This is a genomic window from Salinivibrio sp. KP-1 (assembly GCF_000968645.1).
In the GTDB taxonomy this organism is placed as follows: domain Bacteria; phylum Pseudomonadota; class Gammaproteobacteria; order Enterobacterales; family Vibrionaceae; genus Salinivibrio; species Salinivibrio siamensis.
On record NZ_LAQR01000038.1, the window covers coordinates 35,639 to 47,877 of the forward strand.

Sequence of the window (12,239 nt, forward strand, 5' to 3'; positions counted from 1 at the left end):
GCCCCACTCCTTATTTTAAATTCAGCTCAACCATGATGCGTTCGGCGATCCTCTCCAGCGGTAAGTCTTCCGACGAGATACCCGCTTTCGCCACTGCTTGCGGCATGCCATAAACGACACAGCTTTCCTCGTCCTGTGCCCAGATAGTTGCCCCCGCGCTTTTTAGCATACGTGCGCCCTCTCGACCATCTGCGCCCATACCGGTGAGCACCATCGACAGAACCTTATCGCCATATATTTTAGCGGCGGAGCCAAAGGTAACATCCACACAAGGCTTGTAATTCATCCGCTCGCCGCCGTCGAGAATTTTTAGACGTGCCGCGCCTGGTCTGCCATCAATCATCATTTGCATCCCCCCCGGCGCCAGGTAGGCGTGCCCAGGTTTGAGCGTGTCCCCATCTTTCGCTTCAACTACAGTGATTTTGCTCAGTCCATTCAGGCGCTGCGCAAACGCCGATGTGAATGTGGCAGGCATATGTTGAATCAAAACAATCGGCAGCGGAAAGTTTGCAGGTAGCTTGGTCAGTACTTTTTGCAGCGCAACGGGACCACCGGTCGACGTACCAATCGCCATCAATTGGTAACGTTTACCTGTGGCGGTAAATCGCGCTGGCGCCTTGGACGGCGCACTCGTCCCTACCGCAGGGCGGGACGCTGGGCGCGCAGGCGTGCGCACACCGCCCGATGGCGAAGCCGTTTGCCCGGTACTGCCTGGGGAAGATGGGCGCGTCGCACGTCGAAGTACCGGCCGTTTACGCGCAATTTCGAGTACGCGCTGTTGCAGTAAACTGGTCGCTTCTTCGCGATTGCGAGCGATGTCCTCAAACTTTTTAGGAAGAAAGTCGAGCGCCCCAGCTTCAAGTGCATCTAACGTGGCTTTCGCCCCATCATGCGTCAACGATGAAAACATCAAAATTGGTGTGGGCGTTTGCGCCATGATCTGGCGCACCGCCGAGATACCATCAAGTACTGGCATCTCCACATCCATAGTGACAACGTCAGGCTTGAGTTGGGCGGTTTTTTCCACCGCTTCCTTGCCATTCACTGCACTATCAATGACCTCCATTCTCGGATCGGCATTGATGATTTCACTAACACGGCGACGGAAGAAACTGGAGTCATCTACCACCAATACTTTTACTGCCATGGGCGTCCTTTTCTCAAATTAACCTGCGTAATGTTTCAACAGGTTGGGCACATCCAAGATCAGAGCAATATGACCATCACTGGTGATGGTTGCCCCTGCCATTCCCGGCGTCCCTTGAAGTAGTTCGTCAAGTGGCTTAATGACCACCTCCTCTTGACCAAACAAGGTGTCTACCACAAACGCGATGCGTTGATGCGCGATTTGCACGATCACCACATGCCCCTTGGTTTTATCGATATCAGTTGATCCTTTACACAACCAATCTTGCAAGAAGAACAGTGGGATCGCTTTATCGCGTACGATTAAGGTTAGCTGGCCATCAACCGTATTGGTTCTGGACATATCCAAACTGATAATTTCACTGACATTCGACAGAGGGAACGCAAACGGGTTATCACCGACGCCGACCATGAGGGTTGGCAATATCGCCAGTGTCAATGGTACCTTGATTTCCAGAACCGTCCCTCGGCCGAGTTCAGAGTCGATATTAATCGAGCCATTAAGCTTGGTGATGCCGGTTTTCACCACATCCATCCCCACACCACGACCAGAAATATCGGAAATCTCGGTTTTGGTTGAAAAGCCAGGTGCAAAAATCAGGTTGTACGCTTCACTATTACTTAAGCGAGCCGCCGCTTCTGCATCAAGGACACCACGGTCAACCGCAATGCTCTTCAGCTTTTCAGCATCCATACCGCCACCGTCATCAGCAATGGTCAGGAGAATATGATCCCCTTCTTGTGACGCTTTGAGGGTGATGGTACCGACACGAGGTTTACCCGCTTTTTCACGCTCATCAGGCATTTCAATACCGTGATCCACCGAGTTACGTACCAAGTGGACCATAGGGTCAGCCAGTGCTTCGACCAGGTTTTTATCCAGATCGGTTTCTTCGCCCTGCATTTCCAGGACGATTTCTTTTTTCAAGCTACGTGCTAAGTCACGGACAACGCGGGGGAAGCGGCCAAATACTTTTTTAATTGGCTGCATACGCGTTTTCATCACCGCGCCTTGCAAGTCGGCAGTGACCACATCTAGGTTGGTAACCGCCTTGGCCATGCTTTCATCGTTGCTGCTTTGGCCCAGACTCACTAAGCGGTTACGCACCAACACCAGCTCACCGACCATATTCATAATGCCGTCGAGCGTGGAGGTATTAACTCGTACCGTTTGCTCTTGTTGAGGGGCGGCCGGTGGCTTCTTCTCAGGTGCCTTTTCTGCCGCAGCAGGTGCTTTAGCACCCGCGCCGGCACTTTTCGGTGTGCTTTCTTTCGCGGGCTCAGGCTTGCTCGCTTTTTGTGCGGGCGCAGGCTCGGACTTTGGCTGAGGTTTGGCTTGCGCATCCACCTTATCGGCATCCGCTTTCGCTTTCTCCGCTTCGGCGGCGGGGCCTTTGCCTTTACCATGCAACTCGTCTAAGAGCTTTTCAAACTCGTCGTCATCGATTAGCTCATCACCACCAGATGGGGACGACGCCGAAGCGGGCTTATCCGATGGCGCTGATGGACTTTCATTGCTGGTGTCGCTTGCCCCTCCAGCAGGGCCTTTACCTGCACCGTGCAAATCATCAAGCAGTTTTTCGAACTCGTCGTCGGTAATATCGCCGCTATCCGCCTCAGTGCTTTCCACCACCTCAGGCTTTTCGGATGCTGAATCAGACGCCGTGGGTGCTTTTCCCTCACCATGTAGCTGATCGAGCAACTTGTCGAATTCATCTTGGGTGATCTCATCCACTGAGTCGCCACTGATCGCACTGTCGTCCTGGCTTGATGCGTCACTTTCAGACGCCTCAGGTTCGGGTTCGGGTTCTGGCTCGGGGTCTGGTTCAGGTGCAGGCTCTTCCGCCACAGCCTCATCTTCACTCGCGGGTTTCGCATAGCGGTGCAGTGCTTCGAGCAAGGCACCATCGGCTGGCACTGGCTCTTCGCGGTTTTGTACCGCGGCGAATTGATCATTGACGGTGTCCAGCGCCTGCAAAATGGTATCCATCACATCCGATGTCAACTCACGCCCGTGATTACGCAAGTTATCAAAGACGTTTTCAGCACCGTGGCACGTATCGACCAGCGCATTTAAGCCAAGAAAGCCCGCGCCACCTTTTACCGTGTGGAAGCCACGGAAAATACTGTTTAGTAAGTCTGCATCATCAGGGGCACGCTCCAAATCGACCAGCTGCTCAGACATCTGCTCGAGGATCTCTCCCGCTTCAATCAAAAAGTCCTGAAGGATTTCTTCATCCATCTCAAAGCTCATAGCGCACCTCTAAAAACCCAAACTCGATAATAAATCGTCAACATCATCTTGGCTGTGAACCACGTCATCGCGCTCTTCAGGGTGAATCACAGGACCCTCAGGGGCTGACTTATCGGTGGTATCATCTGCTTTTTTCGCCGGTGCTGCGTCAATCGCAGCGCTATCCATGCCAAAGGCGGTAAGTATTTCTACCAGCTGTTGCTCAACTTCTTGCACCAATTCAATCACGCGCCGAATCACTTGGCCGGTTAAGTCTTGAAAGTCTTGTGCCATGAGGATTTCAGTCAGGTGCGCGTGCAATTCTGTCGCGCCCCCTTCTACTTGAGTTAAGAGTTCGTCAATGTTGTGACACAACGACTTGAACTCATCCAAGGCAATCTCACCGCGCATCAGGCTGTTCCAGTTGGGACGAACAGCTTGCAAGTTGTCTTGCAGCTCGCTTGCTATCGGCATGGTTCGTTCAACCGAATCCATGGTTTTGTTGGCGGCCAATTCGGTTTTCTGCATGACATACGTGAGCCTGTCGCGAGCGTCAGGGATGTCCACGTTGGCCAAATCACTCACTCTAGGATCCAAACGAAAGTCAGTAATTGAGTCATGTAATTGGCGGGTGAGCTTCCCCACTTCATTAAACAGTGGGTCACGCGCTTCTTTCGCTATTTCGGTAAGAAGCGTATTAGCGTTATCTTGCTCTCCGTTTTCAAGATACGCGACCAATTGTTTCGCTTGGTCCAGATTGATCATGGCGGTTCCTTCTTACTGTGCGCTTGCGAATTACATACGCTCGAAAATCTTATCGAGCTTTTCTTTCAACGTAGCGGCAGTAAAAGGTTTAACAATGTAACCGTTCACCCCTGCTTGCGCGGCTTCTACAATTTGCTCGCGCTTCGCCTCAGCGGTGATCATCAATACAGGCAGGTGCTTAAGATCGCCGTCCTTACGGATTTCTTTAAGCAAGTCAATCCCCTGCATACCAGGCATATTCCAATCGGTCACGACAAAATCAATACCGCCTTTTTTGAGGATTGGCAGCGCGGTTAAGCCGTCATCCGCTTCAACGGTATTGTTGAAACCTAAGTCACGAAGAAGATTCTTTACGATACGGCGCATTGTTGAAAAATCATCAACAACGAGAATTTTCATGTTTTTATCCAAGGTTGCCTCCGGTGAGGTCTCGTTTTATTGTCGAAACAGTTACTTACTCACTATGCCAAGCGGATAGCTTAGCTCTCAAACGTTGCGTAGCCTGACTTTGAATCTGACAGACCCGGGATTCACTGACCCCTATCACTGCTCCTATCTCTTTGAGGTTTAATTCCTCATCATAATAAAGAGATAGCACCAGCGCCTCTCTTTCAGGAAGACTTTTGATCGCCGCCGCTAATGCGGCTTTGAAACTGTCTTCCGCAACACCCTGAAAGGGAGTGTTGTCATTACGGCGACTCTCTGTTGTGAATGCATCTTCAGAGACGCCCAGATCATCCATCCCGATCAAACGCCCACAGTTTACATCGTTAAGCGCCTGATGGTACTGCTCTAAGCTCATATCAAGCTTTTCTGCAACCTCCACGTCGGTTGGATCCCGACCTAACGCTTTTTCTAGCGATGCGATAGCATCACTGATTGAACGACTCGCCTTGTGGACAGACCGTGGCACCCAGTCACCGCGGCGCATATCATCCAGCATAGCACCGCGAATTCTAATACCGGCATAAGTTTCAAAACTCGCCCCTTTGGCGGGGTCATAATTTTGCTGTGCCTCAAGGAGGCCGACCATACCAGCTTGGATCAAATCTTCTACTTGAACACTCGGTGGCAAGCGCCCCATCAAGTGATGCGCGATGCGCTTGACCAAACTCGAATAACGCTCAAGTACCGCTTGGCGATCTGCCCCTGTGCGGCTATACGTGAGCGCTCTATTCACGAACTAACTCTCCTGCGTCATCATTTTTGATAAGCAACCGCTCAACAAAAAACTCCAGATGGCCTCCCGGATTTCGCGGCACCGGCCAAGTCAGCGCTTTGTTCGCCAGCGCATTCATTGCCAATGATGCGGGCGAGCGAGGAAATGCGTCAATGACAACTTTTTGTTTTCTCACTGCTTGCCTCACCCTTTCGTCAACGGGAACACATGCTACTAATTCTAGATTAGCATTGAGAAACCTTTCAGTGACTCGCGTTAATTTTGTGAACAAGTCTCGTCCTTCACGGTAGCTTCTGACCATATTTGCAACAACTTTAAAGCGTGTCACACCATGTTCACGGCTGAGTACTTTAATCAATGCATACGCATCAGTAATTGATGTAGGTTCATCACAGACCACAATGACGACATCTTGTGCGGCGCGCGAGAAACTCAGTACCATGTCTGAAATCCCCGCGGCAGTATCCACCAAGAGTACATCAACCTCTTCTTCGAGTGTACCAAAAGCGCGAATTAAACCAGCATGTTGCGCCGGTGTGAGCTCCGTCATACCTTGAAGACCAGACGATGCTGGTACGATTTTCATACCGTGCGGACCTTCGAGAATAATATCTTTCAGATCACAGACACCTTGAAGCACATGAGACAGATTCTTGCCCGCTCTTAGGCCAAGTAACACATCCACATTGGCGAGGCCAAGGTCGGCATCCAATACCATGACTTTTTTCCCTTGGCGAGCCATAGACGCGGCCATTCCCAGCGTGACATTGGTTTTTCCTACGCCACCTTTTCCCCCGGTTACGGTAATAACCTTGGTGCGTGACGGATTGGTTAAACGGCGCAGGCCGCTTGCTTGATCTTGCATGCTTGTCTCAATCATAAAAGTCCGCCCCATTCGACTCTGGGACATCACTGTTCCAGAAGTGATTGTGCTGATCCGCACCTGACTCCAACATTTCACTGGCTTTGCCAACCAGGAACTGTCCCGTGGCTTGGCGGATATCTTCCGGCACACGTTGCCCGTCGGCTAAGTAGGCCACAGGCAGGGCATTTTCGATGGTGACACACAACAGTTCACCGAGGCTGAGCGATTCATCGAGTTTGGTCAGAACACATCCCGATAACGGGATGCGGCGAAAATGTTCAATGGTTTCTTGCAATACGCGGCGTTGTGATGTCGCCGGTAATACCAGTAGGCTACGAATATGCGAGCCACTATTTTGCATCAGGGTATCGAGCTGTTCCGACAAGCGAAGATCACGCTGCCCCATCCCGGCGGTATCTAGCAATATCAAGCGTCTATGACGCAGCTGATAAAGGATGTCGGCAAGCTCATCGGCATCTTTAGCCACTTTAACGGGGCAACCAAGAATACGGCCGTACGTGGCTAACTGTTCATGGGCACCGATACGGAATGTATCTGTGGTCACCAAGGCAATATCTTCCGGGCCAAATTCCATCGCGGCTCGCGCCGCCAGCTTAGCAATCGTGGTGGTTTTCCCGACCCCTGTCGGACCAAGAAGTGCAATCACGCCGCCGGTTTCTAGCATATTCTCGTCAACCGTGATCACCTGATCCGCAACCAGGTCAAGGAGCGCTTGCCACGCCTCATTCGGTGGTGTCTCTTCCGGGATATAACAGGCCAGTTGATCCGCTAGCTCAGAAGACAGTCCCATACGCTCTAAGCGTTTGATGAGCATGGCGCGTAACGGCTCTCGCCGCTCTACCTCTTGCCACATAAGCCCCGACAATTGGTGTTCTAATAAGCTTCGAATTGATGCCATTTCCTGACGCATTGCATCAATTTCTTGATGAGAAGCCTGAGATTGACGTGCCTCAAACCGGGATGGATCTAGCTTAGGCTTGGACGTTGACGGAGATGCATGCGGACCGCTCGACTTATTGGCAGCCGTTTGCCAGCCAGAACGACTGCTACTTTTAAGTTGCCGACGAGGCTCATAACCGCGTCCTAGCGCGGCGGGCCGCTCGTCAGCCCCTGATGGCGATGGGCTCCGTGCTGGCTGCTTTTGTTGGCGTTGTAGCAACGCGCTCAACGAATCAGCTTCTGTTTCTGATTCCGCGGGCTGAGATTGGTCACGGTACTCATCCAACATGGCAGAAAAACGAGGTGGGCGCTTAGTATGACCGTTTTGACGACCACCTGCCTGTTGCCGTTGACGCAGTTGCACTTGATCATCCGCAAGTTGGCGGTGAGCCTGAGAATAAGCCTGAGCAGATTGTTGCTGCGCTTTTGGTGCGGGCTTATCAGGCATTGGCTCTGTATCCGCATCAACCGCCGCGACAATTTCTACGCCGCCTGTCACTTTTTTGTTAGACATGATCACCGCATCAGCGCCAAGTTCTTCTTTAACTTGGCTTAACGCTGCTCTCATATCCTTTGCAAAAAAACGTTTTATTTTCAAAGCACTGCCCTACTCATAAACGATGTTAATTGTTGCCAACCGCATTGACGATACGAATTTGTTTTTCATCAGGCACTTCTTGATAAGACAAGACGCGTAGCGTCGGTATTGTGTTTTTAACAAATTTCGCCAATGTCGCTCGTAGCACGCCAGACGTTAGCAATACGGCCGGCTCTCCTTGCAACTCTTGTTGTTGCGTCGCTTCTGCCAACGAAGACTGCAACCGCTCAGCCAGACCCGGCTCAATCCCTGTCGACTCGCCACCGGATGCCTGCATAGTTTTATGCAACATCTGTTCCAGTTCAGGAACAAGGGTAATGACTGGCAGTTCAGGGGCGCTGCCATTGATTTCTTGAACGATCAGACGACGCAATGCAATCCTGACTGCTGCGGTTAAAATGTCAGGATCTTGACTCTTACCGGTATACTCAGCCATGGTTTGCACGATAGTGCGAATATCACGAATAGGGATCGCTTCACTCAGTAAGTTTTGCAGCACTTTGACTAGCACACTGAGCGGAATTTGATCCGGGATCAGTCCTTCAACCAAGCGCGGTACTTGCTTACCTAACATATCGACCAGATTTTGCGCTTCCTCATGACCCAATAAACGCTCGGCGTTGTTGGTCAACATCTGGCTAAGGTGGGTGGCCAACACAGTGGCAGAGTCAACCACGGTGTAACCGAGCGCTTGGGCATGCTCTCGTTGGCTTGGCTCAATCCAAACCGCCTCAAGGCCGAAAGCCGGATCTTGGGTTGGCTCGCCGTCGATAGGGCCAAAAACTTGACCTGGGTTGATCGCGAGTTCATGTTGAGGGTGGACTTCGGCTTCTCCGACAGCGACCCCCATTAAGGTGATGCGATAGTTATGGGGTGGCAGTTCAAGGTTGTCGCGAATATGTACCGGTGGGATCAAAAAGCCAAAATCTTGCGACAGCTTTTTACGTACGCCTTTGACTCGGTCGAGCAGCTCTCCGCCCTGATCACGATCGACCATGGCAATCAGACGATATCCAACCTCCAGTCCGATAACATCCACCGGCTGCACATCGTCCCACGATAACTCTTTCGGTTTAGCGGGCGCGGCTTCGGGAAGATCGGTTTGCTCCGGCGCTTGCTGTGCTTTTTGATATTGCTTGTATTTCCAGTACGCCAGGCCACCACAAATCACTGCCAGCAGCAAGAAAGGCACATGAGGCATCCCCGGTACTAGCCCCATCACCGTCAAAATACCGGTGGCAATCATCAACGCACGCGGGTTATCAAACAGCTGGAATACCACCTGTTGTCCCATGTCTTCTTCGGTGTTTTGTCGCGTCACCATGATGGCGGCGCCTATCGACAGCAGCAACGACGGTATTTGTGCAACCAGACCATCACCAATGGTCAGTAAGGTATATACCTCCAACGCCTCGGAAAAACCCAAGCCATGTTGGCCCATCCCGATAGACAAGCCACCCACAATGTTGATGAAAAGGATCAAAATACCGGCGATGGCATCGCCTTTAACGAATTTAGACGCACCGTCCATTGAGCCATAAAAGTCCGCTTCTTGCGTGACTTCTTGGCGTCGTGACCGTGCTTGTTCTTGGTCGATAAGCCCTGCGTTCAAGTCGGCATCGATCGCCATTTGTTTACCCGGCAATGCATCCAAGGTAAAACGCGCGGTCACTTCTGAAATCCGGCCCGCACCTTTGGTGACGACCATGAAGTTAATGATCATCAGGATAAGAAAGACCACCAAGCCCACGGCATAGTTACCGCCAATGACCACCGAGCCAAAGGCACCAATCACTTGGCCTGCTGCATCCGGGCCCTCGTGCCCATAAAGCAAAACCACACGCGTGGAAGCAACGTTAAGCGCCAGCCGCATTAACGTTGCAATCAAAAGCACCGCTGGGAAAGCCGCAAACTCAAGTGGGCGCCGTGTATAAATGGTGACCAGCAAGACCACGAGCGACAATGCAATGTTAAATGAGAACATCAAGTCGAGTAGCATCGGTGGGACAGGCAGAACCACCATCGCTAAGGTCGCTAATACCAGTGCTGGCGCGCCGATAGCCGGCATCGCTCCTAACCTGTGGTAAGGCACTTTGTCAGAAAATGGCAATCGCCAGTTGGCTTTTAACATGTTAAGCGTTCAAATCCATGATTGGTGAACGCGGGCCTGGTGCCGCGTATAATCAAAACGGGAATGCAGAGGAAGCAAGTTTTACGCCAAAAAAAGACAATAAAGTGTCAGCATTTTGGCACTGCGCTGACATTGCCGCGTTCGGCAACGCTTAGTCATGTTGCAAGTCGGAAGGGATAGGTAAATAAGCGTCATCAGGACGAGTGGGTCGTCGATCCCGTCCTTTTTTGTATTGCTTAAGCTGGAAGACATACGCCAAGACCTGCGCGACGGCGGTAAACAAACCGTCAGGGATCTGTTGCTCAAGCTCCGTGCTAAAATACAATGCCCTCGCCAGAGGGGGAGCGGGGACAATGGCAATGTCATATTCAGCCGCAATTTCTCGTATTTTCAATGCAGTAAAGTCCGAGCCTTTGGCTATCACGACGGGCGCACTATCGATATCACTGTTGTAGCGCAGCGCCACGGAGTAGTGTTCGGGGTTAGTCACGACCACATCGGCTTGAGGAACGTCCGCCATCATCCGGCGTTGCGCCATCTCACGCTGTAACATTCGGATACGCCCTTTCACTTCTGGGCTACCCTCAGTTTCTTTGTGCTCGTCTTTTACCTCTTGCTTGGTCATTTTAAGCTGCTCATTGTGTTGCCAAATTTGAAACGGCACATCAATGACCACCACAACCAACAGTGAGCAACACACGAGCAATACGAAGTTCAGTAAAATGTCGAGCGCGTGATAGAGATTACTGGGAAAGGTATCAATGGTCAGCTCAAAGAAGTCTTCAAGGTTCACATAAACCAGATAGGCTGCCACGCCCGCGACCAACAGCACTTTGAGGACAGACTTCAATAGCTCGACCAAGCCTTGGGTACCAAACATACGCTTGAACCCAGAAAGCGGACTCATTTTCGACAGCTTAGGCCGTGCGGCTTCCCAAGAGAAACTCACACCACCGAGCCCGGCTGCCCCCACGAGGCCGGAGATAAATAGCACAATCAAGATCAGCCCAAGTGGCAGAATCAAATGCAGTAGCTCACCGACCACCACCAGCATCAGCTCTGAGCTATCAAAGATCTCTGCACGTGACAAGGAGAATAGGCGCGTCATCAATGCCATTAGGGCTTCACCCAGCGCTTGCCCGAACCACATCAAACTGATCGCCCCGACCACTAACACTGCCACGGAAGCCAGTTCTCTTGAGCGCGGTACTTGGCCCTTTTCCCGCGCCTGCTCCTGCCTTCGGGGCGTGGCGTATTCTGTTCTTTCCTGACCGTCGCTCTCTGCCATCAGCTTCTATCCACAGTTAATTCGAATCAGCGAACAAACTTGGTTCAACCCTGTTTCCCAATGATTGTTGTAATGCGTCAACATACCGAACAGCAAATACCAGCTGATCAGCAACCCCATTAACAATGCAAAAGCGAAGCCAAGAGAGAAAATGTTTAGCTGCGGCGCAGCCCGCGTCATCACACCAAAAGACAAGTTAACCACCAACAAGGCGATAACGCCTGCTAGGGAAATACTGAGGGCAACTTTAAACATGATGCCAAACCACTGTGCCAAACTACGGTAGTCGGCGGCACCAATCATTTCGCCAATCGGTAAGGTGTCAAAACTCATCACTACCAGGTTAAGCATTTTTAGATGCCCATCCGTGGCGAGAAACAACATCACGGCCAAAAACAAGTAAAACTGCCCTAGCAAAGGGGTATTCTGACCATTAGCCGGGTCGACCATGGATGCGAAACCCAAGCTCGACTGCATCCCCAAAATTTGCCCTAACACCACAAAGGTTTGGGTGATAAATTGGGTGACCATCCCCATCGCCACACCAATGATCACTTGCTGGGCAAGCACGGTAAACCCCGCAAAAGAGACCAGCTCGATATTCTCGGGGGCGGCCGGTAACGCGGGCATCACAGCAAAGGTAATCGCTAAAGAGAGGTAGAGGCGGATCCTCACTGGCACAAACCGCGCGCCAAAGAAGGTCATCGCCATCATCATTGACGAAATACGGGTAAAGGGCCAAAAGTAGTTAGCCATCCAAGATAAAATCACCGAGGCTGGATATTCCATGGCTTGCCTCGTCAGTAGAGAATGTTGGGGATGTGATCAATCAAGCGATAGAAATACTCCATCAGCATTCGCGTCATCCAGTGGCCAAAAAACATCAGCGCAATAAAGGTCGCAATCAAACGCGGTAAAAAGCTCAGCGTTTGCTCGTTAATCGAGGTTGCCGCTTGAAAGATGGCGACAATCAGGCCAACCAACAAACCAGGCACCACAATCGCTGAGACGAGGAGTAACACCAAATAGAGCGCATCTTGGAAAAGCTCGACAAACGCTTCTGGGGCCATCGC

General features: G+C 51.5%; 11 protein-coding genes. All 11 read right to left on the reverse strand.

The window, feature by feature from the left end:
• Nucleotides 1-10: 10 nt before the first annotated feature.
• On the reverse strand, nucleotides 11-1,147 hold the full coding sequence (locus WN56_RS10355) for a chemotaxis response regulator protein-glutamate methylesterase (RefSeq protein ID WP_046074928.1): 1,137 nt from the start codon (nucleotides 1,145-1,147) through the stop codon (nucleotides 11-13).
• A gap of 18 nt (nucleotides 1,148-1,165) precedes the next feature.
• Nucleotides 1,166-3,400, reverse strand: a complete 2,235-nt coding sequence (locus WN56_RS10360; RefSeq protein ID WP_046074929.1) for a chemotaxis protein CheA — start codon at nucleotides 3,398-3,400, stop codon at nucleotides 1,166-1,168.
• Between the two features lie 9 nt (nucleotides 3,401-3,409).
• Complete coding sequence (locus WN56_RS10365; protein ID WP_046074930.1) at nucleotides 3,410-4,144, reverse strand: protein phosphatase CheZ; 735 nt, start codon at nucleotides 4,142-4,144, stop codon at nucleotides 3,410-3,412.
• A gap of 30 nt (nucleotides 4,145-4,174) precedes the next feature.
• On the reverse strand, nucleotides 4,175-4,543 hold the full coding sequence (cheY, locus tag WN56_RS10370; protein ID WP_046074931.1) for a chemotaxis response regulator CheY: 369 nt from the start codon (nucleotides 4,541-4,543) through the stop codon (nucleotides 4,175-4,177).
• Nucleotides 4,544-4,598: 55 nt separating this feature from the next.
• Nucleotides 4,599-5,324: an RNA polymerase sigma factor FliA gene (locus WN56_RS10375; protein ID WP_046074932.1), complete on the reverse strand. Its 726-nt coding sequence runs from the start codon at nucleotides 5,322-5,324 to the stop codon at nucleotides 4,599-4,601.
• Complete coding sequence (locus tag WN56_RS10380; protein ID WP_046074933.1) at nucleotides 5,317-6,204, reverse strand: MinD/ParA family protein; 888 nt, start codon at nucleotides 6,202-6,204, stop codon at nucleotides 5,317-5,319. The genes WN56_RS10375 and WN56_RS10380 overlap by 8 nt, the downstream gene beginning before the upstream one ends.
• The gene (gene flhF, locus WN56_RS10385; protein ID WP_046074934.1) at nucleotides 6,197-7,747 is read right to left on the reverse strand and encodes a flagellar biosynthesis protein FlhF; all 1,551 of its coding nucleotides are present in this window, start codon (nucleotides 7,745-7,747) and stop codon (nucleotides 6,197-6,199) included. The genes WN56_RS10380 and flhF overlap by 8 nt, the downstream gene beginning before the upstream one ends.
• Before the next feature lie 25 nt (nucleotides 7,748-7,772).
• A complete protein-coding gene (gene flhA / locus WN56_RS10390) occupies nucleotides 7,773-9,878 on the reverse strand; it encodes a flagellar biosynthesis protein FlhA (protein WP_046074935.1) in 2,106 nt (701 codons plus the stop codon).
• Nucleotides 9,879-10,029: 151 nt separating this feature from the next.
• Nucleotides 10,030-11,166: a flagellar biosynthesis protein FlhB gene (flhB, locus tag WN56_RS10395; protein WP_046074936.1), complete on the reverse strand. Its 1,137-nt coding sequence runs from the start codon at nucleotides 11,164-11,166 to the stop codon at nucleotides 10,030-10,032.
• 6 nt (nucleotides 11,167-11,172) lie between these two features.
• The gene (gene fliR / locus WN56_RS10400; RefSeq protein WP_046074937.1) at nucleotides 11,173-11,955 is read right to left on the reverse strand and encodes a flagellar biosynthetic protein FliR; all 783 of its coding nucleotides are present in this window, start codon (nucleotides 11,953-11,955) and stop codon (nucleotides 11,173-11,175) included.
• An 11-nt stretch (nucleotides 11,956-11,966) separates the two neighbouring features.
• The gene (fliQ, locus tag WN56_RS10405) at nucleotides 11,967-12,236 is read right to left on the reverse strand and encodes a flagellar biosynthesis protein FliQ (RefSeq protein WP_046074938.1); all 270 of its coding nucleotides are present in this window, start codon (nucleotides 12,234-12,236) and stop codon (nucleotides 11,967-11,969) included.
• Between the last annotated feature and the right edge of the window lie 3 nt (nucleotides 12,237-12,239).

Bases quoted from the DNA above. Each gene is read 5' to 3' on its own strand.
- WN56_RS10355 (WP_046074928.1), bottom strand. From the start codon at position 1,147: ATGGCAGTAAAAGTATTGGTGGTAGATGACTCCAGTTTCTTCCGTCGC.
- WN56_RS10360 (WP_046074929.1), bottom strand. From the start codon at position 3,400: ATGAGCTTTGAGATGGATGAAGAAATCCTTCAGGACTTTTTGATTGAA.
- WN56_RS10365 (WP_046074930.1), bottom strand. From the start codon at position 4,144: ATGATCAATCTGGACCAAGCGAAACAATTGGTCGCGTATCTTGAAAAC.
- cheY (WP_046074931.1), bottom strand. From the start codon at position 4,543: ATGAAAATTCTCGTTGTTGATGATTTTTCAACAATGCGCCGTATCGTA.
- WN56_RS10380 (WP_046074933.1), bottom strand. From the start codon at position 6,204: ATGATTGAGACAAGCATGCAAGATCAAGCAAGCGGCCTGCGCCGTTTA.
- flhA (WP_046074935.1), bottom strand. From the start codon at position 9,878: ATGTTAAAAGCCAACTGGCGATTGCCATTTTCTGACAAAGTGCCTTAC.
- flhB (WP_046074936.1), bottom strand. From the start codon at position 11,166: ATGGCAGAGAGCGACGGTCAGGAAAGAACAGAATACGCCACGCCCCGA.
- fliR (WP_046074937.1), bottom strand. From the start codon at position 11,955: ATGGAATATCCAGCCTCGGTGATTTTATCTTGGATGGCTAACTACTTT.
- fliQ (WP_046074938.1), bottom strand. From the start codon at position 12,236: ATGGCCCCAGAAGCGTTTGTCGAGCTTTTCCAAGATGCGCTCTATTTG.